At 67.5% G+C, this 22,971-nt stretch carries 23 protein-coding genes and 2 riboswitches; of the genes, 12 read left to right on the top strand and 11 right to left on the bottom strand.

Features of this window, described 5'->3' with window-relative positions:
* Window positions 1-2: 2 nt before the first annotated feature.
* The 8 genes from AB0M65_RS16340 to AB0M65_RS16305 all read right to left on the bottom strand — a co-directional run bounded on the left by AB0M65_RS16340 (window position 3) and on the right by AB0M65_RS16305 (window position 7,781).
* Window positions 3-767 carry a zinc finger Ran-binding domain-containing protein gene (locus AB0M65_RS16340; RefSeq protein ID WP_364027838.1) on the bottom strand — a complete coding sequence of 255 codons (765 nt, stop codon included), beginning with the start codon at window positions 765-767 and terminating at the stop codon, window positions 3-5.
* A complete protein-coding gene (locus AB0M65_RS16335) occupies window positions 751-1,203 on the bottom strand; it encodes a hypothetical protein (protein ID WP_364027835.1) in 453 nt (150 codons plus the stop codon). The genes AB0M65_RS16340 and AB0M65_RS16335 overlap by 17 nt, the downstream gene beginning before the upstream one ends.
* Window positions 1,204-1,316: 113 nt before the next feature.
* Window positions 1,317-2,024: a vWA domain-containing protein gene (locus AB0M65_RS16330; protein ID WP_364027832.1), complete on the bottom strand. Its 708-nt coding sequence runs from the start codon at window positions 2,022-2,024 to the stop codon at window positions 1,317-1,319.
* 8 nt (window positions 2,025-2,032) lie between these two features.
* Window positions 2,033-2,974, bottom strand: coding sequence for a protein kinase (locus tag AB0M65_RS16325; RefSeq protein ID WP_364027829.1), 942 nt, complete (start codon window positions 2,972-2,974; stop codon window positions 2,033-2,035).
* Window positions 2,971-3,990: a protein phosphatase 2C domain-containing protein gene (locus AB0M65_RS16320; RefSeq protein WP_364027826.1), complete on the bottom strand. Its 1,020-nt coding sequence runs from the start codon at window positions 3,988-3,990 to the stop codon at window positions 2,971-2,973. The genes AB0M65_RS16325 and AB0M65_RS16320 overlap by 4 nt, the downstream gene beginning before the upstream one ends.
* Window positions 3,991-3,999: 9 nt before the next feature.
* Window positions 4,000-4,998 (bottom strand): hypothetical protein, encoded by a 999-nt coding sequence (locus AB0M65_RS16315; protein ID WP_364027823.1) that lies wholly within the window; start codon window positions 4,996-4,998, stop codon window positions 4,000-4,002.
* On the bottom strand, window positions 4,995-7,130 hold the full coding sequence (locus tag AB0M65_RS16310) for a hypothetical protein (protein ID WP_364027820.1): 2,136 nt from the start codon (window positions 7,128-7,130) through the stop codon (window positions 4,995-4,997). Before AB0M65_RS16310 ends, AB0M65_RS16315 begins: the two co-directional genes overlap by 4 nt.
* Before the next feature lie 51 nt (window positions 7,131-7,181).
* Window positions 7,182-7,781 (bottom strand): toll/interleukin-1 receptor domain-containing protein, encoded by a 600-nt coding sequence (locus AB0M65_RS16305; RefSeq protein ID WP_364027817.1) that lies wholly within the window; start codon window positions 7,779-7,781, stop codon window positions 7,182-7,184.
* A 373-nt stretch (window positions 7,782-8,154) separates the two neighbouring features.
* Between AB0M65_RS16305 and AB0M65_RS16300 the strand changes: the two genes are divergently transcribed.
* Window positions 8,155-9,444 carry a helix-turn-helix transcriptional regulator gene (locus AB0M65_RS16300; RefSeq protein WP_364027814.1) on the top strand — a complete coding sequence of 430 codons (1,290 nt, stop codon included), beginning with the start codon at window positions 8,155-8,157 and terminating at the stop codon, window positions 9,442-9,444.
* Between the two features lie 140 nt (window positions 9,445-9,584).
* The gene (locus AB0M65_RS16295; RefSeq protein WP_364027811.1) at window positions 9,585-10,418 is read left to right on the top strand and encodes an LLM class F420-dependent oxidoreductase; all 834 of its coding nucleotides are present in this window, start codon (window positions 9,585-9,587) and stop codon (window positions 10,416-10,418) included.
* A gap of 109 nt (window positions 10,419-10,527) precedes the next feature.
* Here the strand turns inward: AB0M65_RS16295 and AB0M65_RS16290 are convergent, their stop codons facing one another.
* A complete protein-coding gene (locus tag AB0M65_RS16290; protein WP_364027808.1) occupies window positions 10,528-11,535 on the bottom strand; it encodes a prenyltransferase/squalene oxidase repeat-containing protein in 1,008 nt (335 codons plus the stop codon).
* Window positions 11,536-11,568: 33 nt separating this feature from the next.
* Window positions 11,569-11,696, bottom strand: a riboswitch (cobalamin riboswitch).
* A gap of 132 nt (window positions 11,697-11,828) precedes the next feature.
* A riboswitch (cobalamin riboswitch) is annotated at window positions 11,829-11,898 on the top strand.
* Window positions 11,899-12,001: 103 nt separating this feature from the next.
* On the opposite strand from AB0M65_RS16290, the gene AB0M65_RS16285 reads away from it, so the two are divergent.
* The 6 genes from AB0M65_RS16285 to AB0M65_RS16260 are packed head-to-tail and all read left to right on the top strand — an operon-like array spanning window position 12,002 to window position 19,511.
* Entirely contained in the window at window positions 12,002-14,455 is a 2,454-nt protein-coding gene (locus AB0M65_RS16285) for a hypothetical protein (protein ID WP_364027805.1), read from the top strand.
* Window positions 14,452-15,018, top strand: coding sequence for a flagellar hook-length control protein FliK (locus AB0M65_RS16280; protein ID WP_364027802.1), 567 nt, complete (start codon window positions 14,452-14,454; stop codon window positions 15,016-15,018). The genes AB0M65_RS16285 and AB0M65_RS16280 overlap by 4 nt, the downstream gene beginning before the upstream one ends.
* Window positions 15,015-15,962: an ABC transporter substrate-binding protein gene (locus AB0M65_RS16275; RefSeq protein ID WP_364027800.1), complete on the top strand. Its 948-nt coding sequence runs from the start codon at window positions 15,015-15,017 to the stop codon at window positions 15,960-15,962. The genes AB0M65_RS16280 and AB0M65_RS16275 overlap by 4 nt, the downstream gene beginning before the upstream one ends.
* On the top strand, window positions 15,959-17,083 hold the full coding sequence (locus AB0M65_RS16270; protein ID WP_364027797.1) for an energy-coupling factor transporter transmembrane component T: 1,125 nt from the start codon (window positions 15,959-15,961) through the stop codon (window positions 17,081-17,083). The genes AB0M65_RS16275 and AB0M65_RS16270 overlap by 4 nt, the downstream gene beginning before the upstream one ends.
* Window positions 17,080-18,675 carry an ATP-binding cassette domain-containing protein gene (locus AB0M65_RS16265; RefSeq protein WP_364027794.1) on the top strand — a complete coding sequence of 532 codons (1,596 nt, stop codon included), beginning with the start codon at window positions 17,080-17,082 and terminating at the stop codon, window positions 18,673-18,675. The genes AB0M65_RS16270 and AB0M65_RS16265 overlap by 4 nt, the downstream gene beginning before the upstream one ends.
* Entirely contained in the window at window positions 18,672-19,511 is an 840-nt protein-coding gene (locus AB0M65_RS16260) for an ECF transporter S component (protein WP_364027791.1), read from the top strand. Before AB0M65_RS16265 ends, AB0M65_RS16260 begins: the two co-directional genes overlap by 4 nt.
* Before the next feature lie 119 nt (window positions 19,512-19,630).
* On the opposite strand, the gene AB0M65_RS16255 is transcribed toward AB0M65_RS16260, so the two are convergent.
* Window positions 19,631-20,257, bottom strand: a complete 627-nt coding sequence (locus tag AB0M65_RS16255) for an SRPBCC family protein (RefSeq protein ID WP_364027788.1) — start codon at window positions 20,255-20,257, stop codon at window positions 19,631-19,633.
* A 114-nt stretch (window positions 20,258-20,371) separates the two neighbouring features.
* On the opposite strand from AB0M65_RS16255, the gene AB0M65_RS16250 reads away from it, so the two are divergent.
* The 4 genes from AB0M65_RS16250 to AB0M65_RS16235 all read left to right on the top strand — a co-directional run bounded on the left by AB0M65_RS16250 (window position 20,372) and on the right by AB0M65_RS16235 (window position 22,539).
* Window positions 20,372-21,016: a TetR/AcrR family transcriptional regulator gene (locus AB0M65_RS16250; RefSeq protein WP_364027785.1), complete on the top strand. Its 645-nt coding sequence runs from the start codon at window positions 20,372-20,374 to the stop codon at window positions 21,014-21,016.
* 83 nt (window positions 21,017-21,099) lie between these two features.
* Complete coding sequence (locus AB0M65_RS16245; protein ID WP_364027782.1) at window positions 21,100-21,732, top strand: hypothetical protein; 633 nt, start codon at window positions 21,100-21,102, stop codon at window positions 21,730-21,732.
* 143 nt (window positions 21,733-21,875) lie between these two features.
* A complete protein-coding gene (locus AB0M65_RS16240; protein WP_364027779.1) occupies window positions 21,876-22,172 on the top strand; it encodes a hypothetical protein in 297 nt (98 codons plus the stop codon).
* A 136-nt stretch (window positions 22,173-22,308) separates the two neighbouring features.
* Complete coding sequence (locus AB0M65_RS16235; RefSeq protein WP_364027776.1) at window positions 22,309-22,539, top strand: hypothetical protein; 231 nt, start codon at window positions 22,309-22,311, stop codon at window positions 22,537-22,539.
* An 8-nt stretch (window positions 22,540-22,547) separates the two neighbouring features.
* Here AB0M65_RS16235 and AB0M65_RS16230 read toward each other — a convergent pair whose 3' ends face one another.
* Window positions 22,548-22,772, bottom strand: a complete 225-nt coding sequence (locus tag AB0M65_RS16230; RefSeq protein ID WP_364027773.1) for a hypothetical protein — start codon at window positions 22,770-22,772, stop codon at window positions 22,548-22,550.
* Window positions 22,773-22,971: the final 199 nt, after the last annotated feature.

Below are 22,971 nucleotides of genomic sequence, written 5' to 3'. Positions count from 1 at the left end.
ATTCACGAAGGCAACGGCACCAGGCGCAGTCGGGTTTCGATCTTGCCCTTCTTGCTGACGGTCAGATCCTGTCCGGATATTTCATAGCGATACTCACCGTTGACCGCGGTGAAGCCGGTGGCAGTTCGTACCGCGGGCAGAGAGATGTGATTGTCCTTGGTGGTGGGTTTTCCTTTGAGCTGCCCGTCGTAGTGGTAGGAACCCGCCGAGTCGAGGCAGATCGTCACGGTGTGCCTGCCCGTGTCGTACCTGGCTACCAGCTCGGCGTCCCTGCCGTTGCCCGGCAGCCAGCGTGCCGCTTCGACCGGACAAGGCGTGGTGATGCGGCCTGCGCCGTTCGTCCCCAAAGAACCGAGCAACTCGCCGATGCGGCCGAGATTGGTGATCACGACGATGGCGAGGACGGGGATGAGAAGAAAGCGCACCACTCGCCACACTGTGGAGCCGGAAACCGGCGGCCGGGGAGCAGCCGGGACCGGTCGCGGGATCGCCGGCGCGGGTCGCTTGGGTACATCCGACGGTTTGGCCGGTGCAGGTCGTGATGGCGGTACCGGTGCCAAGGTGATGGTCGGCCGAGGAAGTTCCTTGTGCCGGGACTCGACAAAGTCGACGGTCTCGTCGTGGGGGACCTTGAGCGGCTTGTGCGCTGAGAGCACCACCACGGCGGTCGCGCTACCGGGCTCCCGCAGACATACCCGGCAACTCGTTTGCTGCGCGTAGTTGTTGGTATGGCACGAATCGCACGACCAATCAGCCTTGTTCTTCATTGCTCACCGTCTCTTCGTCACGGCGGATTCGCAGCACTTCCTCGTCGTCACCGGCACGGAAGGCGATCCAATCATGGTTGTCGGGCGTGCGCCGAACCGTCAGCGGTTCGAGCACCGGGACCGCGGCCGCGTTCGCTCTGGGAGGATCGGAGGGCTTCGTGCGATCGTGGACGCCGGGTGGAGGTGTCACTTCATCGACCAGGCGCTGCAAAGCGACCCGGCATTGCGCCGGGAACCAGAGCGGCAGGTCGACCAAGGCGATCGGGCCCAGCCGCACGGTCAAGGTGAGTCGCAGCAGTGCCGTGCCGGGAACCCCAGGCTCGGTCGTGATCCGGGCCGCGACGCATCTCGCGACGGGAATCCGGAGCATCGTGGGCAGGTCACCCGGCTGACTCTGCTCAGTGATGACAAGCAGCGCGCGATCCCGGACGAGCATCAAGTCCAGTCCGAAGATCGCCGGAGGGCAGGGTGCCGGTGGTTCCGGCCCGGGTAGTACGCCGGTCTTGGGCCCGCTGGGTTTGCGCCGGAACCGCAAACGAAAACGTCGGCTCAAAGACTGCTCGCGATGGTCGCGATGATCTCGTCCATCTCCCACTCCTCGAGTCCTTCTCCGGCCGTGGAGGGGAAGAAGAGGGTGTTGTTCCAATCGTCGGCGATATCCGCCCACGGGTACTCCTCGGGTGCGAAGATCAGTAGTCGTTTGGCCGAGTTCTCCATGAGTGACCCACGGTTCTGTGCGTGCCCCCACAAGGCGAAGAGTTCGTCGAGCGAGCCGGGGACGGATTGCGGGTAGGTGCGCGCACGGGTCTGGCGAGGGTCTCCCAGACGATGGGCGGGAGCGTCGGTGAACATCACGATCACATGGCGGCGGCGGTCGAGTCCGGTCTCCCAGTCGGAGTGCATCGCGACCGCGAGAGCCTCGAGCCCGGACTCGGGTGCGTCACCACCACCGTCTGGGCCGAGTGCGCTGACGGTGCGCTCGAATTCGTCGACCTGCGCCGGTATCCGGAGGAACTGACTCTCGACCAAGGCGTCCTCGGCCCGGTCTCCGAAATCGCGGAACGCGATCACCTTGAGGCGCAGGCTGCGGATCCCCCTGCCCTTGGTCGCCATCTCCTGCACAAGCCTGCCGGGGAAGGAGAGTGCACTGTGCTTCACGTTGTCGAGCGTCGGTTTCATGCTCAAGGTGGCGTCGACGCACAAGACGATGTCGACCGCGTAGTCGAGATCGGTTCGGTTCTGCTGATCGGAGGGCATGGGTCTCCTTACACCGGGACACGGCCGGTGAGGTTGATGCGGACACGGCTGCGTGCGGCCCGTCGGACAGGGGGACGCGCCGAGTTGAGCAGCGACAGGACTTCGCCGATCCGGGGTCGCTTGGCGGGATCGACCTGGATCAACGACGCCAGCAGGGCCGTCCAGTCGGACGTGAGCTTGGGATCGAGTTCCAGAGCTTCACCCGCGAGGACGGCAGCGGCGGGTGAGTCGAATCGGACCGGGAAGCCCGGTGCGGTGCCGATGAGATAACTGTGGATCAACAATCCCAGCGCGAAGAGGTCGACGGCCGTCGTGAGCTGTTCACCCCGGATTCCGTTGTCGCCACGGAGATAGCTGAGCCATTCCGGCGCGCCGTAGTAGGGATTCCCCCCGATGGTGTCGGCGGCAGGTGGCTCTCCGGACAGGTAGGCGTCGTCGAAGTCGATGAGTTTCGCGATGTGCAGGTCGCTTCCCTCGGGACGGTGAAGCAGTACGTTCTCCGGTTTGAGGTCCCCGTGGACCATTCCGCACTCGTGTAACAGGGCGATGCTCTCGCAGAGGGTGTGCAGAAGGACGTTCCTGTCCTCGGGTGACAACTCCGCCGGGGTCGCGTCGGCCGCGTCGATCCGGTCCGTCACTTTGTAGTATCGAGTCCCATGAGCGAAGAAATCCTTTGCCAGTACGATGTTTCCGGCGTGAAGGTGGTCCGCGCGCAGTAGCCGGGACAACTTCTCGTGGTGGAGTTCGAAGCGTCGGCACTCGGCGAGTCTGCGTTTCTTGTCCGAAACGGTGCCCATCGAGTCGGGGCGGGGACGTTTGGGATCCAGATACTCCTTCACGAAGAAGTCCGCGCCTTCCTTGCGTGCGAACGCCCACAGGCACTTGCCGGCGTTGGCGTTCGAAGGACGCGTGATGATCTCGTAGCCTTTGACCACCTCGCCCAGCTTCACGAGTCGATCCCTTCATACCGGGGCAGCCGTCGTTCGTACCCATCGCGATAGGCGAGCCAGGAACGCTCCCTCGTCTCGACCAAGGCCGTCCTTCCCATCGACGCGGCCCGGCGCATCGGTGTGGCGTGTTCCTCCTGCAAGTTGTCGAAACGCCAACGAAAACTCGCGCGCAGCGCGGAGAAATCATCGAAGCCGAGTGCGGCGATCGCGATGGACGCATCGTCCTTCGTGTACGACTCGACTCGTTCCGCGAGCAAGACGGACCAGTGCAAGGCGTCCTGCGAACCCAGCAAGGTCTGCCACAGGAGATGCTCGAACTCGGCAGGTGTGTCGACATAGCCGAAGAAACCGTCGGTGGCGGTGATGAGGACACACGGGACGTGCGCGGACCCCCGCCACCGGTTGACCGCGAAACCGCCACTCGCGTGGACCATGTTGGTCATCGGCGGGTCCTGGAGCAAGAGAGCCAGCGCGTCGGCGGCCTCGGTGTCGTCGACGCTCAGCTGCTGAAGCCCGATGCTGGGTTCGGCAACGTAGCAACGAGAGTCACCTGCCCAAAGTACGTGCCACGAGACCTGTCCGGCATTGGGTTCGAAGGCAAGGCCGGCAAAGGTACTGGGAAGCTCACGTTGTAATCGGCCCCGCGTTCTGCGGCGCTGCAGGACCCCCGTCGCCAGCCTGCCGTCGATGTGCGCCACAAGCGCCTCCGGTGAGAAGCCCGTTGAGCGGTCTGTGTACCACTCCTCGACGAGACCGCGCACACGACGGGAGGCCAGCCATGCGTGGGTCCGCGCCCGTCCCGACGGTGTGCGGCCCGCGAGAGGACGGCCAGCACCACCCACTCCGTCGAACACGGCGAGCAGCCCCGACGCGCTCGGGCGGTGATACAGCATGAGAGGGTCGGCGTCCTCCCCTTCGCCCGCGACCTTCTCCGTCCAGACCGCGACCGAGACGAAACCGTCCTCGACGTGGTGCCAGAGGCGTGCGCTTCCCCGGGTTCCAGGATGAATGTCCATCGGCCTGCCTCAGCTTCCGCTTTCCGGTTCCGATGGGCGCATGGTGCCTCGCACGCGGCTGGATCCGTTCTTGTTCTCCGGAACAGGAGGCGACGCCGGCTGCTCGTCGCCGGTCTTGCCGGGCTGGGGGACGTTTCCTTCGACCACCTTGCCCTCCTCGATGGCGGCTTTGGCCCGGGACTCGAGGCCATCGCGGAGCTTGCGCCTCTTACCGGGCACGGACTTGCTTCGATCGAAGAACTCGCCGAGGACTTGGTCGCGTACATCGGAGGCGCTGAAATCCTCCATGTCACTGCCGGTGAGGGCGCGCAGCACGTCGATCTTCGCCTGGGTCTCGGACGCACGGTCGGCCCGTTCCCGGTCCAGAAGTGCCATCGGGTCGCCGTCGTCGATCGACATGATGTGAGCGAGCATGTCCTCGCGGCTGCCGCCGGCGATGGGCCGCATCGAATCGAAGGTCAGTTTGCGTACCCGGATCTTGCGTTGCTCGGTCACGAAGTCCTCTGTGTCGACCATCGTGACCGATACGGAGAAGCTGCTGATCTGCGTGATCGGCGGGATGTAGGCGGAGTTGAGCCGCGCCGAGATGGCGGTCTGCGCACCGGCAGGGGAGAGCACGTCGAAACGGGCCGCCGTCTCTCGGACGATCCCCGTCATGGACGACATCAACGCGCCGGTCACGTCCGTGATGTTGTCCCTGGCCACGGCGACCGGGTCGGTGATCCGGCACGCGAACCGCACGGTGACATTGAACGGGAAGGCCGGATCGGCACTGGCCGTGTTGATGGTGAAGGCCAGGCCTCGGTTGGCGACGTCGATCAGATACATCCGGCGGTAGTTACCGAACCGCGCGTCGGGAACGCGATCGCCGTGGTTGACCACCACCGGTTCGCCCACCGCTCGTTCGAGAACCATCGCGGTGCCCAGCTCAGGGGCGCGCAGAGGGGAGCCCAAACGCATCCGCCGGAGTTCGAGGCGATGGATGATGGGGTTGTAGGTTTGGTTCATGACGCCTCTTTCTCGAGCTCGACGAGGGTGTCGTGAAACTCGGCGGCCTTGTCGGATGGGTCGTGGCGGTCTTCCGCCCAGCCTTGAAGCAGATGGAGGATCCGGTCGAGGTCGGTCTTCCCGCGGTCCGCGATGCCGGCGAGAACATCGAGGACGGAGCCCGAGACCTCCTCGTCACGGTCGGCGAACCGGACCCAGGAGCGCAGTGCGTCGTGAGCGAGCTCTCGGGCCGACGAATTGCCAAGCGCCCTGCCCCATAACTCGGGGAGTACGACCCGATGCTCGGATTCCTCCCGCATGAGCAGCGGGCGTTCCCGCGCGCCGTCTTCCGGCAGGACCGCGAACGCGAACATCATCAGGGCCTTGACCACGGCTTCGTCGTCGTCCGACCGGTCCGTCCAGTCGAGCAGCGCCTGCAGGACCTCGGCGGCGCGCCCGGACTCGAGCAGGGCTTGTGTGCTGATCGCGACCGGTTCCAGTAGATCCCAGTCGTCGTCGTGGACGAGTGTGCGCAGTACTCGCAGCGCGCGGCGAGGATTCTCGAGGCCGAGCTGGCCGCCGACGGCAAGGCCCGCGGTTATCGGCAGGTTCGGGGTCCTCGCTGTGCGTGCCTGTTCTGCCCACTGTTCGATGTAGGACCAGGCCGCTTCCGCGTTCGTCCCGAGCGTGCCCGCCACGTTGAGCCCGTGTGCCGCGCTCTGGCGGAGGGCGGCTGATTTGGAGGCGCCCCAGGGCAGCAGGTACTTGTGCAGGCCGTGCTCGAAGTCGTTGTTCGCGAGAATGCCCGCCGCCTGTGCGGTCCGGGCACGGACTTCCACGTCGTTGTGCTCGGCGAGACTCTTGAGCCATTCCAGGATCTTCGCTCTGGCGCCATCGAGCTCGAACCATGTCACGCCGAGCACCGCGACCCTCAAACGAGCCGACTTGAACCTCAATCGGGGAGCACCGTCGTCCCCTTCGGGAGCCGGCACGAGCTCGAGCCATCCGCGTTCCGCGAGGATCCGCCTGAGATATCGCAGGGTGAGGGTCGCCGAGTTCGTGCTCAGCTGTCGGTAGAGCGCGATCGCGGCATCCGCGACGTGAAGGTATCCGGCGTCTTCGAGCACCGCGGTGGCAAGGACCAACGCCATGTCGGCGGTGTCGGGGGCCCGGCTGAGCCATTCGCGGACCTGGTCCTCGGGATTGCTGAGCTTGCCGACGACCTTCCCGACGTCCTCTCCCGCACGCCAGGCTTCGATCATGGTGCCCGCCACCCGGGTGGCGAAGCGAGGGTCGTCGCGTTCTTCCAGTAGTTCGGCGAGGCCCGTGGCGGCCAGCTGCGCATCGAGTTCGGCAGGGTCCAGCCACGGCAGCTCACCTGCCACTCGTCGCCGCACGATCTCGGTGGGGTCGGGGAGTTCGAACTCCTCGACGACGAACTCTGTGCGCCTTGAGGCGGTGGCGAGAAGGCCGGTGACCGGACCGGTCACCACCACGAGGTGACTTTCCTCGATCAGAAGCCGATCAGAGATCTTCGCGAGCCAGTCGTCGGTGAGTTTCCCCGCCGCGAACTTGCCGTCTCCGCCCGCTGAGTCCACGACGATGTACCCGCTGCGCGAGTGAGGGATTCGCCAGCCGGGGTTCCCCAGCATCGCGCTGTTGACGCGATAGATGTCCGCGTCTTCACCGGCCGCGTCGCGGAGGGTCGCCAGGGCCCGGGTGAAGCGACCGGTGCCCGCGGCGTCGGCCATGATCAGCAGGCTGGTGCTCTGCAACCGGCCGACGCCATCGGTGAAGTCCGGTGGTGCCACGAAGTATTCCGTGGCCTTGACGACGTCCTGCGGTTCGGTCCGAGCTCTCGTCGACCGGCGAGAGGTGCTCCGGCCACCTGGGCCGGCCACAAAGTCGCCGTCCACGATGATGTCGCCTTGGAAAAGGTTGAGTGTCCCAGCGCCCTCCAGTCTTCCGCCGGCCTCCGAGATGATCTTGGTGAACCGGACGTTCGACAGTTCCGATGCCTCACCGCGCAGGCTCTTGACCGCCTCCTCCCTGCTGGATGGTGCCGGATTGTCCTTGGGCGGTGATGAGGATTCCTCCTTGGGCGGGGTCGCCGGTTCCTGGGGCGCCGGTTCGGCCGGCTTGTCCTCGCTCACGGTTCAGCTCCGTGTGGGTTTCTCGGATTTCTGGGCGGGGAAAGGGGCAGGTCAGCCGAATCTGGGGCCGGCATGGAGATCGCCCCGGACGGTGACCTGGTCGTACTGATTGACCACCCCGCCTTCATGGGCGTAGGCCGTGAACTTCCCGGCCGATGCCGATGATGACGAAGACGACGGCGTCGGCAATCCGGGAATCAGCTGTCGCAGCCTGGCCGCGAGCCTGTCTATGTCGGGGCCGGCGCTACGGAAGTGGATCGAGATGTCCTGGAGCGTGGGAAGCGAGCGAAGAACCTCCGGCAACTCCTCGGCGGGCACCCTTTCCGGCACGTCCATTCGGACGGGAATGACTCGCTTCCCGAGTTCGAAAGCGGTCAGGATCTCCCGGCGGACGAAATCTTCCGGATCGTCTATCAGGCGCAGGCCGTCGGCGTTCTTGGCGTCGATCCAATGGCGGCCCATTACCACCAGCAGCGCCGACGACGCCGCGACCGCGTCGAACATGCTCTTCTCCCAATCGGCGCCAAGTTCGATTGATTTCGAAGCGAAGAAGACGGTCTCCGGGCCGAACGCCCGGGACAGCTCACGGTCGAGCATTGCCACTCCGAAACGTTCGTCGGCTGTGCGGTAGTTGAGGAAGATCTGGTTCAACGATGGACCTTTCGTGCTCGCCGGGTGGGTGTCGCCGGTTCGGCAGGCGGCATCGCAGGTACTTGCCGGACGGATGACAGGGAGTAATCCTTGGCATCCGGTCGGCCGCTTGACAAGCCCTACTTGGGAGTAGGGGGAGCGTTTCCTGTTTCCGTTCTGGCGCTGACCAGAATTTGTCACGTTTTTGACAAGGATCTTTCGTGTCCGTTTGTCGACGTGGGCGCAGGCAGGACGCGTCGAGGCACCCTTACTGTTTAATACCCGGGAGGTTCGACTTCCTGTTTCCTGTTTCCGGTCCAGGACAGAACACGAACCCCCATGCCGGTCGGCACAAGAGTGCGGAAGATGGTCAGCGGAGAAGGGCGGTGCGCGGATGTCTTCCCTGTCGGAGACTTTCGGGGCGAGGTTGCGGGCGTTGCGAGTGGCCGAAGGGGTTTCTCTCAGCGAGTTCGCACGTCGTCTCTACTACAGCAAGGGACATGTGAGTCGGATCGAAACCGGCGCGCAGTCCCCGTCGCCCGAGTTTGTGCGCAAGTGCGATGCCGCGTTGCGCGCCGAGGGCGAGCTGATCGCGTTGGCGGGTGGGACGGCGCGGACCGCGCGCACCGTTGTGTCCGAATCGGCTGAAGAAGAGGTGTGGGTGATGACGATGACGCCTGATGGTGGTGCTGCGTTCAGTCCTGTGGCGCGACGGGACGTCCTGCTTGGCGGGATGGCCGTGATCGCCGGACTCAAAGTGTCCGGTACCGGTGTTGTATCGGCCAACGCGGAGGCGCAACTGCTGTATCACCGTCGGCTGTTCGACTCGGCGCGGGAGCTGGGGCAGTTCTCGTCCCCTGACGTCGTGCTGCCGATGGTGGTCGGACAGGCGCAGGCCTTGCGGACACTCGCGACGCAGGTGGACGGCCGTACCTTGCCCGGTGTGGCCTCCTTGGCCGCACGTACGGCGGAGTACGCGGGCTGGATGGCACAGGAGTCCGGTGACGACACGGCGGCAGCGTGGTGGACGGAACGGGCGGTGCAGGTCGCGAAGGTGGCGGGCGACGACTTCTTGGGCGGCTACGCACTGGTGCGACAGGCCCTGATCACGATGTATCAGGGTGACGGCGCCGCGACGGTATCGCTGGCGCGACGGGCCCAGGAGCAAAAGAACCTGCCGGCGCGGATTCTCGGGCTCGCGGTGCAGCGTGAGGCACAAGGGCACGCGCTGGAAGGGGACCGTGACGCATGCCTCGCTGCCTTGGACCGTGCGCAGGCTTTGCTGTCGGAGCCTGACGGGGCGCCTGAAGGACCGGTGATCGGTACTTCGCACGTCTCCAATCCCGTAGCGGTCGCGACCGGCTGGTGTCTCTACGATCTGGGGCGGCCTGCGGAGGCCGCGGAGGTTCTCAGCCGGGAGCTCGCCCGGATTCCCGGTAGCGCGGTTCGGGCTCGCGCGCGATTCGGTGTGCGGCTCTGCCTGGCTTACGCGGCGTCCGGCGAGCTGGAGCGGGCCTGCCGGCTCGTTCGGCCGCTCCTCGGCCAGGTCGCTCAACTGGGGTCCGCCACGGTACGCATCGATTTGCGTCGCCTGGCCACTCTCGTGCGGCGTTGGCACTCTGATCCGGAAGTCCGCGCGCTTGAACCGGACCTGACGGTCGCCCTGGGGCGTTCGGCGGGCTGAGCAAAAGCTTGTGAGTGATTTGGGTCGTTAGAACGACCCAAATCACTCACGAGTCCTTCTTGCCGACCCGGAGGGGCGCGTCCAGGCGACCCGCGCTCCCCGCCGGGAATACCCGGGTGTCCCGAGGGGTCGTGCACTGTATGGACTTCGGTATCGCGGCATCAGTGACCGACGAAGGAATCCGCCCGCAGGTGCTGGGCGCGGCCATGGAGGAGAAGGGATTCGATTCCCTTTACCTCCCCGAGCATTCGCATATCCCGGTGAGCAGGGAAACGCCGTATCCCGGCGGTGAGCTGCCACGGGGCGCCCTGCGCAACCTCGACCCGTTCGTGGCGCTGACCGCTGCCGCGACAGCCACCTCGAACCTCCGGCTCGGCACCGCGGTCGCGCTGATGATCCAGCGTGATCTGCTCTACACGGCCAAGGAGATCGCCAGTCTGGACCTGCTCTCGGACGGCCGGGTCGTGTTCGGCGTCGGCGCGGGCTGGAACATCGAGGAGATGCGCAACCACGGCGTCGATCCGCGGACGCGGGGTGCCTTGCTGACCGAGCAGTTGCAGGCACTCAAGGAGATCTGGGCGAAGGACGAGGCGGAGTTCCACGGGAAGCACGTCGACTTCGACCCGGTCTACGCCTGGCCGAAGCCGGTGCGGAAGCACGTGCCGATCTACGTCGCCGGTCAGGGCCCCGCGGGACTCAAGCGGCTCGCCGAGCACGCCGACGGCTGGCTGCCGCATTCCGTGACCCCGCCGGAGGAACTGCGCCGGGTCCGGTCCTGGCTCGCCGACCAAGGCCGCACCGACGTCTGGATCAGTGTGTTCGGCGCACCGGCCGATCCTGAGCTGCTCAAGCGCCTCGCCGAGGCGGGGGTCGACGAAGTCTCGCTCATCCTGCCGACGTTGCCCGAGGCCGAGACCCTGGAACGCCTCGACGAGCTGGCCAATGTCGTCGAGCCCCTTCGCGCTCGTGAGTGATAAAGACGGTTATGCGGGTCGCTGCCGGAGTCTATGAAGGAATTGGGACGTTGAGTGTCCCAATTCCTTCATAGACAAGCCCGAGACCCTTACCACTCACGAGGTGACGTCACGGGCAGGCGAGCACCGGGGCCTGCGGACGGCCTCCGCCCTGCAGGTCGCTCAACGGAACCCTTGCCAGGCCGAGGATCGCCTGCGCGGTCGCACGCGGAGCGGTCGACGGGTTCAGGCCGGTGGCGTCGTAGGCGATCGCGCCGCGGTCCGCCGTCGCACCGGCGCAACCGGTCTGCAGCGACCGCAGGAATTCGCGTGCCTTGACCGCGGCGGCGGGACGGTGACCTGCCAGCGCTTCGGCGGCGAGGCCGGTGCTGTTGGCGTTCGGAGCGTTCGTGCCGACGCCGAAGCCACCGTTCGCGTGCTGCTTGGTGACCAGCCACGAGGTGCCCTCGCCGGCGTTCACCGCGTCACCGGTGGCACGCAGCGCCTGTACGACGAACGCGGTCGAGTCGACGTCGCTACTGCACGTCGCCTCGCCGAAGTTCAGCGGGAAACCGCCGTCCGCGCACTGGGTACCCGCCAAGAACGTCACGGCCGACGCGGGAGCGCCCGACGACGTGCGGTCCAGCGCCAGCAGGGCGAGCGACTGCGTGAGAGCGTTGGAGTAGTCACCGAAATCGGAGCGGTCGGAGAACCGGCCGGACGGCGTCAGCAGCGAGAGCAGTCCCGCCTTCAGGTCGACGCCGCCGAACGACGCCGGGTTCTTGCCCCGGATCTGCGCGGCCAGCATCAGCTTGGCGTGCGCACCCGCGTAGGCCTCGTTGCCGCTGCCGACGTAACCCGTGGTGATCTCCGGCTTGGCCAGCCACGTGATCGCCTTGCCCGCGTTGGTGTCCGACACCCCGGCGGCGGCGAACGCGAAGACGGCGTCGATCGTCAGCCCCTGGTCGGGGAACTTCTGGCCGCCGAAGTCGGCCTCGAATCGTTCGCCATCGGTCATCTGCCTGGCGAGCCAGCCCGCGGCCGCGTCCGCTTTGTTCGCGGTGGTCGCGCTCGCCGCCGGAGCGGCGACCAGCCCGATACCGCACAGCAGGGCGACAGCGAAAACCCAACGTCTCATGAGAACCCTTTCCCGCATTTCCTCGACAGGACTCGGTGTGACACCGCGCGACGTGGGTGACCGGGCTCGCCTGGAAGGCATACCGTTGCGGGACAGCGCCGGACTCTCACCGGACTTCCCCCACGACCGCGTTGAATCGGACGAACCGAAGAGTCTCATCCCGGTCGGCCCCGCGGTACCGCCATGCCCCGAGTGACGGTGTGATTCTGGCAACCGACCTGCTCGGCGGTGTCTGCCTCGGGTTATCGGGTGTTAACCTCGGCGGGCTCGACAACTTCACATCGCCGCTCGTGACGGGAAAGCCGGTCGAAATCCGGCGCTGTCGCGCAACCGTGGGCCCTCACCAGGGCGAGCCGGGTGCCGCACGAGTGGATGCACGAACCAGAAGTCCGAACCACTGTCGCGATAAGCAGGGGTGACTACGGCGTCCCGCGCCTGTCTCCTTCACGGCCGCAAGGAGGAGTACATGCGCCGCGGGTACCTGGCAGCCCTGGCCTTCGCCGTCAGTACCGGCGTGGTCGCCGCGCTGCTCACGGGCACGGCGGCAGCCGCGAGCGACCGCGACGCGGCGCAGGCGAACTCCCGCTGGCTCGCGAGCAAGCTGAAGCCGGACGGCACTTTCGAAAACCCCAACGGTGGCGAACTGCCCGATCACGGCCTGATGCTTGACGCGCTGTTCGCGATGTACGCCTCGGGCAACGGGGCGAGCGCCGAACCGATCGTGAAGTTCCTCGACGAGCAGGGACACGCCACCGACTACTTCACCTGGGACGGCCTCGTCCCTGGCGCAGGCTACGACAAGCTCATCGTCGGCGGCGCCGTCGCCAAGACACTGGTCGCCGCCGAGGTCTCCGGCCGGAACCCCCGGAACTTCGACGGATACGACATGGTCGCCGAGACCAAGGGCGCGATCATGCGCGAAGGTCCCGACATCGGCCGGATCAGCGACTATTCGAAGGATCCCGCCCTCGCCGATGCGGTGATCAACAACGCGAACATGTTCGGCCAGGCACTCGGCGTGATCGGGCTCGCCGCGGTGGGTGAGAACGACCGGCTCGCCATCGACAAGTTGCTGACCCAGCAGTGTTCCGAGGGTTACTTCCGGATCTTCTTCGGCTACATCAAGACGACCGAGACCGGCGACCACGTCAAGCCGAACGGCGAGAAGGTCTCGACCTGTGACGAAGGCAAGCCGTTCGACCTGTCCGCGTCGGACGGCGACGCCACCGGCCTCGCACTTTCGGCGTTGCTGGCCGCGAAGAAGGCGGGTGCCGCCGGACTCGACGTGCCGATCGCCAAGACCGTCTCCTGGCTCATCGGGAACCAGACCCCGGGCGGTGGCTGGGGTGGCGGTGTCGGCACCGAAGCCCCGAACACCAACAGCACCGGGATGATCGTCCAGGCACTCGCCGACGCGGGCGGCGCGGACGTGGCGGTGGACCGCGGCGTCCGGTTCCTCAAGGCCGCGCAGGCGAGCGCCGCCGCCGACTCCGGGAACCGGCTCGCCGGTGACATCGGCGCGATCGCCTACAACCCGGACTCCTACGTGGCGGCTCGGGTCAACGGCATCGGCGGGCTCGACACGTGGATCCGCGCGGGCGCACAGGCCTCGCTCGGGCTTTCCCAGATCCCCTTCTCCACACTGACGAAGAGCACCGGGCCGCCGACCAGCCCGCCCGCGGTCAAGCCCGCGCCGAAGACCACCACGCCGAAACCCAAGAAGGCCACCGCGCCACGGGCGTCCACGGGCGCCCACGTCCCGCCGCCGTCGACGATCGCGGCCCCGGTCGCGATCCCGGACACGGCGACCCCGGCGTCCCGTCTTGGCGCGTACTTGACGAACCGGCTGGTCGGCGGCGACCACGTCGAGGTCACCGAGGACGGCAAGACCTACGTCGACTACGACGCCACCGCGGAGCTGGTGCTCGCGCTGCGGGCGCTGGACGAGCAGCCGGACGCGGTCGCGCGCGCGACGAAGTTCCTGCTCACGCCGGAAGCCGTGCAGGCCTACGCCCACGGCGCGCCGTATGAGCAGACCGGTGCCTCCTACGCCGAACCGCTCGCGAAACTCGTGCTCGTCGCCGAGTTCGCGAAGTCGGACGTCGTCGATCAGCTGCGTGACGACCTGGTGAAACTCCGGGGGCAGGACGGCAAGTTCACCGACATCGGATCCTTCGCCGACGCCGACGAGACCGTCGAACGGCACGCGTGGGCCCTGCTCGCGACCACCGCCGACCCCGGTCCCGCGGTCGAACTGCTGCTCTCGCGCCAGTGCGCCGACGGAACGTTCCCGAGACACCTCGACACCACGGAGTGTGGATCCGGCGATCTCGCCGCGACGGCCGCGGCGGTCACCGCGCTGGGTGCCCGTCCGCATACCGACGCGGCACCGGCGACGAAACGCCCGGACGGCTGGTCCGAGCGGCGGGTGGCCGCGTTTGTCTCCGCGGTGAGCGCGCTCGGCGTCCGGCCGACCGGCGAGGGCATGGTGACCGGTGAGGCCGGGGAGCCGGACGTCGCGCTCAGCGCCGCCGTCGCCGCCGCACGGCAGGTCGCCGGACTCGACGCGAGCGGAACCTCGCGTTCGCTGGGCAAGCTGGTGCTCGCCGACGGCGGCTTCGCGAAGGGATCGGTCGCGGCGAGCGACGGGAAGACCGACTTCCCGACGAGCCTTGCCGCCGCGCAGGGGGTCGCGGGCCGGTCGTGGCTCACCGCCGCGGATTCGCCGCTGTCACCCGCCATCCGGTTGCCGCTTTCCGACATCAACGCCGCCGTGGCCAGTTCTCAGTCGCAGTCCTCCGCCCAGCCCACCTGGATGACCTGGGGGCTCGTCGGGCTGGCCGGGATCCTGCTGGCCGCCGCGGTCGCCCTTCTTCTCCTGCTTCGCCGCTTCATCAAGACCAAGGGGGTCTCATCATGAGAAAACTGCTCACCGTCGCGTCCGTCCTCATCGGACTGACCGGACTGACCACCGCGGTGGCCGCGCCGGCCAACGCCGCGGGCTACAACGGGGTCTGTACCGGCAACGACGCCTTGACCGGGGTCACCGTCGTCGTCGACTTTCAGGAGCTGGACGGCAACGGCGGCACCGCCGCACCGACAATCACCCGCTGCTCACCCAATGCGAACCCGGGTACCGACCGCACCGGCATCAAGGCGTTGCAGGACGCCGGGATCCCGGTCGCGGGCACCGCGCGATGGGGCCTCGGATTCGTCTGCCGTCTGGGTGGCCGCCCGTCCGCGGCGGAGACCATTCCGCTGTCGGGCAACCCGAACTACAAGGAAGCGTGCGTCAACACCCCGCCCGCCGGCGCGTACTGGGGTTACTGGTACGCCAATGGTTCCGGGTCTCCCTGGATCTACAGCAGTTATGGCGCGCTCAATCGCAAGGTCGTCCCCGGTGGCTTCGAAGGCTGGTCGTACTCGCTGAACAAGTCGGCGACGACCAACCCGCCGCCCGGTGTCACGCCGACCGTCCAATGAGGAAGGTCTTCGGCGTACTGGCGGTGATCTTCCTGATCGCAGCCTCGTCACCTGTCGCGCACGCGGTCGATCAGGGCAAGGGCTATCCGGGGTTCTGCAAGGACGCCACCGGTGTCACCGTGGTCGTCGACTTCCAGCAGCTCGGCGGCACGACCATCGTGCGCTGTGACCCCCAGGCCGGTCGCGGTACCGGGCTGGACGCGCTCAAGGGCGCGGGGTTTCAGATCGCGGGGGCGCAGCGCTGGGGCGAGGCGTTCATCTGCCGGGTCGAGAACCGGCCGTCGGCGGCGGAGGACGTCCCGATCGCCGGCCGTGAGAAGTACCGCGAGCTGTGCATCGACACGCCACCGGCGCAGGCCTACTGGTCGTACTGGCACGCCTCGAACAACTGCGCGTGGGACTACAGCCAATGGGGTGTGAAGAACCGCGACTTCATCCCCGGCGGGTTCGAAGGCTGGTCGTTCTCGCTCAACGCCACCGCGGAGAACAACCCGGTGCCGCGGGTGTCCGCGGTGCGGCCGGGAACCGAGAGCCTGCCCTGTGTACCGCGCGAGGAAGCCAAGCCGGTCACCGACGATCCCAACGAGAGGCAGCGGCCACAGCCTCAGGCGGGCAGCGGGCAGCAGGGCGGCGAGCAGCAGCCGAGGGCGGGAGCGGAACCCGGCGCGAGCCAAGGAGAAGGTCCGGCGGCGGGCCCGGGTTCCGGTGCGCTGCCGCCACCCAAACCGCGTCCGAGCGCTTCGGCGCGGCCGCAGGCGAAAGACCCGTCGATGAACGTCGCGTTCACCGGCGGCGAGAACGCCGAAGACGTCAACGCGGTGATCCAGCGCGAGTCCGGCGCGAGCGACTGGGCGCCGTGGGTGGCCGGTGGCGCGGTGCTGGCCTTGTGCGTGGCCGGATTCCTGGTGGCACGCAGACGTAAACACGCGCAGGGAGCCGGATGACGTCGTACTTCCTGCCGCGCGACCTGCATCCGGCCGCCTGGTGGGTGTGGGCGCTGGGGCTCGCCGTCGCGGCGACCCGCACGACGAACCCGTGGCTGCTGCTGACCATCGTGGCCGTCGCGGGATACGTCGTCGTGGCCCGGCGCAGTGAGGCGCCATGGGCACTGGCGTTCCGGCTCTACCTGTACCTCGGCGCGTTCATCGTCGCGGTCCGAGTGTTCTTCCGGCTGGTGTTCGGCGGTGCCGAAGGCTCCACGATCATCCTGCGGCTGCCCGAGATCCCGCTGCCCGAATGGGCGGCGGGGATCCGGCTGTTCGGCGACGTGTCCGCGGAATCGTTGCTGGGCGGGCTTTACGACGGGATGCGGCTGGCGACGATGGTGATCTGCCTCGGCGCGGCCAACGCGCTCGCGAACCCGAAACGGCTGCTCAAGGCGATGCCGCCCGCGTTGTACGAGGTGGGTACGGCGGTGATCGTCGCGCTGTCGGTGTTCCCGCAGCTCGCCGAAAGCGTGCTGCGGGTGCGGCGGGCCCGCAAGCTGCGGGGTGGCTCGGGCAAGAAGGTGAAGGCGCTGCACGCCATCCTCATCCCGGTGCTGGAGGACGCGCTTTCGCGGTCACTGCAACTCGCGGCGTCCATGGACTCCCGGGGTTACGGCCGCGCGGGGATGGTCGCGGCCCGCGCCCGGCTGATCACCGGAACACTGATGATCATCGGCCTGATCGGCGTCTGCGTCGGCGTTTACGCCACATTGGACGGTTCGACGCCCCGGTATCTCGCCGCGCCGGTGCTTTCCGCGGGTGTGCTGGTCGGGCTCGCCGGGTTCTGGTCCGCTGGCAAGCGGGTCCAGCGCACCCGCTACCGGCCGGATCGCTGGCATCTGGCGGAGGTCGTCGCCGCCGCGAGCGGCATCGGCGTCGCGGCGATCCTGTTCACGACATCCAACGTGAACCCGATGAACATGAACCCGTCGCTGATCAACCTGTCCTGGCCGTTGCTGTCGTGGGGGCCGTTGCTCGGCGTGCTGATCGGCGTGCTGCCCGCCTTCCTGACCCCGGTTCCCGAACCCCCGTACGCCGCGCACGAAAAAGAAGCGCACGAAAAAGAAGCGCACGCATGATCGAACTGAATCAGGTTTCCTTCACCTACCACGGCCGCACCGAGCCGGTGCTGTCCGACGTGACGTTGTCCATCGGCGAAGGCGAACTCGTGCTGTTCGCGGGCCAGACGGGTGCGGGCAAGTCGACGCTGCTCGGCACGATCAACGGTCTCGTCCCGCATTTCACCGGCGGCCACCTCGAAGGGACGGTGTCGGTCGACGGCATCACGACGAGGTCCCGGCCGCCGCGTGAGTTCGCGCATCTGGTCGGCGTCGTCGGCCAGGACCCGCTGGCGGGTTTCGTCACGGACACCGTCGAGGACGAACTCGCCTACGGCATGGAACAACTCGGCCTCAACCCGCAGGTGATGCGCCGCCGCGTCGAGGAAACTCTGGATCTCCTCGGCATCGCGGAACTGCGTCGCCGCGCACTGCGGACGTTGTCCGGCGGGCAGCAGCAACGGGTGGCGATCGGCTCGGTGCTGACCACGCATCCGAAGGTGCTCGTGCTGGACGAACCGACGTCGGCGCTGGACCCGACGGCGGCCGAAGAGGTGCTGGCGACGCTGGCGAGGCTGGTGGAAGACCTCGGTACGACGGTGCTGATGGCCGAGCACCGCATGGAACGCGTGATCCCGTTCGCGGACCGGATGATCTACGTGCCGGGTACCGGTGCGGTGGTGGACGGCACGCCACCCGAGGTGCTGAAGGATATGCCCATCGCGCCGCCCATCGTCCATTTAGGACGGCTGGCGTCGTGGGATCCGTTGCCGATGTCCGTACGCGACGCCCGCCGCCGCGCTTCTTCGCTGACGCTGGGAGCGCCGCCGGTCCGGACCACGACCGCGGGCGAGGAGTTGCTGACCGCGTCCGGTGTCGTCGTGCGGTACGGGCCGAAGGTCGCGGTGCGGGAGGTCGATCTCGCCCTGCGTGCCGGTGAGGTCCTGGCGATGATGGGCCGCAACGGTTCCGGCAAGTCCTCCCTGCTGTGGGCGGTGCAGGGCTCCGGTCCCCGGCAGGGCGGGAAGGTCACCGTCGGCGGCAAGGATCCGAAAACGCTGAGCAGCGCCGAGGCACGCGAACTGGTCGGGATGGTGCCGCAGACCGCGAGCGATCTGCTGTACCTGCAGACCGTCGCCGCCGAATGCGACGCGGCCGACGCGGAATCGGGTGCGGAGCCGGGATCTTGCCGAGGCTTGCTCGACAGGCTCGCACCGGGCATCGATCCGGCGTCGCATCCGCGTGACCTGTCCGAGGGACAGCGTCTCGCACTCGTACTCGCGGTGCAGTTGTCGGCCGCGCCCCGGATCATGCTGCTGGACGAACCCACCCGAGGCCTCGACTACACCGCGAAGGCCGCGCTGGCGCAGATGATCGCGTCGCTGACGGCCGAGGGCAAGGCGGTCGTCGTGGCCACCCACGACGTCGAATTCGTCGCGACCATCGCGCATCGCGTGCTCGTGATGGCGGAAGGGGAGGTCGTTTCGGACGGCCCGACCGGCGAGGTGCTGGGTGGTTCCCCGGCGTTCGCCACGCAGGTCGCCAAGATCCTTGGCGAACCGTGGCTCACCGTCGACGACGTCCGTTCGGCGCTGCCGCAGGAGGTCCGGTGACCACGGCGCCCGCGGTCCGGCTGGGCCCGCGCTCGGCACTGGTGCTCGGCCTCGCGTCGCTGGCGGGCCTGATGATGTTCATCTGGCCGCTGCTGGTCCGCGTCGAACCGCAGTCGATGCAGCACGGCCCGGACGCGCCGTTCGTGTTCATCGGGATCCTGCCGATCCTGATCGTCATCGTGCTGGCCGAGCTGTCCGAAGGGGGGATGGATTCCAAGGCACTCGCGATGCTCGGCGTCCTCTCGGCGGTGAACGCGGCGTTGCGCCCGCTCGGCGCGGGGACCGCGGGGATCGAGACGGTGTTCTTCCTGCTGGTGCTGGCCGGGCGGGTGCTCGGGCCCGGCTTTGGTTTCGTGCTGGGCTGTACGTCGCTGTTCGCTTCGGCGCTGCTGACCGCCGGAGTGGGACCTTGGCTGCCGTTCCAGATGATGTGCTCGGCGTGGATCGGGATGGGCGCGGGACTGCTGCCGCGCCGGGTCACCGGCAAGGCCGAGATCGCGATGCTGGTTGGCTACGGCATCTTCGTCGCGTACGTGTTCGGGTTCCTGATGAACCTGTGGTTCTGGCCGTTCATCACCGACGCCGAAGTGCCGTACCACGACGGCCACATTTCGTACGCCTCCGGTGCTCCGCTGCTGGAAAACCTGCACCGGTTCGCGGTTTTCACCCTGCTGACGTCGACGGCCGGATGGGACACCGGGCGGGCGATCACGAATACGGTGGCGATCCTGGCGCTGGGGCCCGCGGTGCTGGCGACTTTGCGGCGGGCTTCGCGAAAGGCCTCCTACGGCGCCATTCCGTCTTTCACGGACGGCGGGTCGGTCCAGGGGTCGTGAGTGCGTACGTCTCCTTCTCCAAGTACATGAAGGCCCCCTTCCTGTACCTAGACGCAAGGAAGGGGGCCTTCCTGTACTTCTGGAGAGCACGAGGTGTGGCGTAGGCCGCGGTGAGCGGGTCAGCAGTGGGCTTCGGCGGTGGCCTTGAGGTCCTTCAGCCAGGCTTCGAGACCCATGCCGAGGAACTGGGTCGAGGTGGGCACGTCGGCTTCCACCTGGGCGCCGGCCCAGTTCTCTTCGGTGCGGACGAGTACGCCGCCCTTGACCTCGGTGAAGTTCCAGACGTGGACGCCATTGTCGATGCCGAGTCCCTCGCCGACGGCGGGTCCGCTCCAGCGGAGGCATTTGCCGCGCTGGAGCTGGTGCACGGTCGAGGTGATCGACAGCGTGGTGGCGGGGGTCGTCGCGGTGGCCGGCGTCGGGGTGGTCCAGCGGAACCGCGAGTTCTTCCGCAGCGGACCCCAGTCGAGGCGTTGGGTGCTGAGGACCGGCTCCTGCCAGGACGGCCAGTTCTCGACGTCGGTCTGCAGCCGCCAGATCTTGCTCAGCGGAGCCTTGATGAGGGTCTCGGTCCGGTAGTGGATCGGGGCCTGCGTGTCGATGGTCTTCCCTTGGCAGGTCAGCGGAGCCGGGGCAGCGGTGGTGGCGGCCTGTGCGGGCGTCACGGTTGCGCCCAGCAGGCCGATGGCCAGCGGGAGGGCGAGCAGTGCGGCGCGTGCTCCGGTACGGGTGAGGGTCTTCGGCATCGGGTTTCTCCCTGTTTGGTTAGCTGCACTCGCGATAGTTAGAAGCTATAACCACGCCAGGCTGAGTGTCAATAGGGAAAGTGATAGCCTCTAACTAGACGCTGGAGGTGACCGATGGACGCAGGCGGCAAGAGCTCGCGGGAGCGCTACCGGGCGCAAGTGCGCGCGGAGATCAAGCAGTACGCGTGGGAGCAGCTGGCCACGACGGGGGTCTCGGCGCTTTCCCTCAACGCGATCGCCAAACACGTCGGCATGAGCGGTCCCGCGCTGTATCGGTACTTCGCCAGTCGCGACGAGCTGCTCACGGACCTCATTCGCGACGCATACCGAAGCCTCGCCGACGCCGTCAAGGCGTCCGCCGAGTCGGGTGGCGGAGTGGCCGAAGTCGCCTACGCGATAAGGGAATGGGCCCTGAAGGACCCGCAGCGGTACCTGCTGATCTATGGCACGCCCATTCCCGGCTACCACGCGCCGGACGACACCACCGAGATCTCCAATGAGATCATGGCGGTCCTGCTCGACGTCCACGCCACGCGTCCCGCGGATGACCACGCGACGCCGTTCGATGCCCATCTCGACGACCATCGCCACTGGGACGGCGGCCATCGCGCGCCGTCCGCGACCCTTCGCCGCGCCCTGACCTTCTGGACCCGGATCCACGGCGTCCTGTCGCTGGAGGTCGCCGGACACTTCGCCGGGATGGGCTTCGACCCTTCCCTGCTCTTCGCAGCCGAGCTGGACGGCCTCCTCGCGGACTGATGTCCACAAAGGACAGTTCCGCTCAGTGGGGCACTTCACCGGCTTTCCCGCTGTGGGAGGGAATTCCGTGCTAGTTTCCCGGAATGCGCGGAGGATCCAGGGTTCGCTTCTGCAGGACGCTCGCGGTACTCGCGTCCATGCTCCTCGTCCCGCTGATCGGCCCCGGGGCGATCGCCGACGCGTCCGGCTGGCATCCGCCACGGCGCGAATGCGAATGCGCGACCCCGTCGATCGACCGATTGCAGCACTGGATCGCGTCCGGCGAGGGTACGACCGTTCCGCCGACCGGCAGCCTGCTGGTCCGCGAAGGCGGCGGGTACGCGGCCAAGGTGGCGTTCCTCAAAGCCGAGTGGCACGTGGTCGTCGTCTGGCTCGGGAATCAGTTCGAAGCGCAGGCCGATCTCACGAAATCCGCCGGTTTCTGGATGACCTACAGCGCGACCGACGATCTCTACGTCCAGCTGCGCCCGGCGTCGCACTGGAGCGGCGGCGACAAATGGCTCACGAAGGTGCCGTCGACCGGCGGGAAGCTCGTGAAGAAGTTCTTCAGCTTCGCGCCCGACGCGTGGACGACGCTGCCGGAGTTGGGTAAACCCACATACTCGTTCGTTTCGGCGCTGGCCGAGGCACGCGGCCTGGTCTTCGTCGGCAAGACCCCGAACAAGCTCGACTTCCGCGGCCTCGCCATCGATCGCTATCAGCCGCCCTGTCGCTGAGCGCACGCTCATCGCCGGTCCCGGGTACCTCGGAGTGAACCGTCCATTGTGGACGCGGTGCGGTCGTCGCGCACCGTGCCCGATTTGTCCTGTACGGTGAACTTGCAGCCGCACCCGCCCGACCGATCCGAGGAGTACCCCAGATGAGCCTGTTCGACTCGCTCAAGGAGAAGGCCGCCGAACTGCTGGGCGGTGCCGGCGACAAGGTCGGCGAGCTGACCGGTGTCGATCTGTCCGGTGCCGCTGACCAGGCGAGTCAGGCCGCCGGTGGCTTGGCCGAGACGGGACAGGGCCTCGCCGAGAACGCCACCGCGGCGGGTCAGGGCGCCGTCGACTCGGCCACCGCCGCCGGTCAGGGTGTCGTCGACTCCACCGGCGCCATCGGAGACGCCGCCACCGGCCTCGCGGGTGGCGTGATCGACCCGAACACCCGGGGCTGACCGCTCCCGGTCCCCGGTGTCCGCGAACCCTCGCGGAGACCGGGGCACCGTCATGCCCGCGCCCGAAAAGAGCAACGTCCGAGGACTTTCCCCGCGCTACCCTCGCCTTGGGACTTCATCTGTGGGGGGAGCAGACATGGTCGGAATCTGGATCGGGCTGGGCGTTCTCGTCCTGGTCATCGGCATCGCCATAATCACCGATCTGCGTGATCGGGGACGGGGCGGGACCCGCAAGTTCATGCTGCCGGGCTGGTCGTCGCGGCGGGCGGACTACACGGAGAACGACCTGGTCCACGGGCGCTACGTGGACAAGTCGCCGCGCGAGCAAGCCGAGGAACATCAGCGCAAGTACAAGGGCGGCGAGTAGCCGCGCGGTCAGGCGGCGCTCTTGCTCCACCGCCACGCGGCGTGCAAGGCGGCGATGAGGGCTTCGTCGTCGTCGAAGGTGGGTTCGTCGCCGATCGGCACCCAGGCCTGGCCGACGACCTCGCCGTCATGGTGGCGGACCACGGCGATGCCCGGATAGGACAGCGCGCAGCGACCGTCGCCGGTGACATGCCGGGACTCCCAGTGCAGCTGGACCGCGCGATCAGCGCTCATCGACCACAACTTTCCGTACTTGCGTACCGAGTAAGTCGTTCGTCGTGCCCGTGGCGTTTCACGTTGTGTGCCCACCGGCAAGCTCTCCGGCTTGCCGCCCCACCAGTCACGACGACAGCGCGTGAAGGCCCCCTTCCCTCGGCTGAGCCGAGGGAAGGGGGCCTTCACGCGGCTCAGCCGAGGAAACTCGACCTTCACA

This window comes from Amycolatopsis sp. NPDC051071 (genome assembly GCF_040682875.1).
In the GTDB taxonomy this organism is placed as follows: domain Bacteria; phylum Actinomycetota; class Actinomycetes; order Mycobacteriales; family Pseudonocardiaceae; genus Amycolatopsis.
This window is presented reverse-complemented; position numbering and strand designations above follow the sequence as displayed.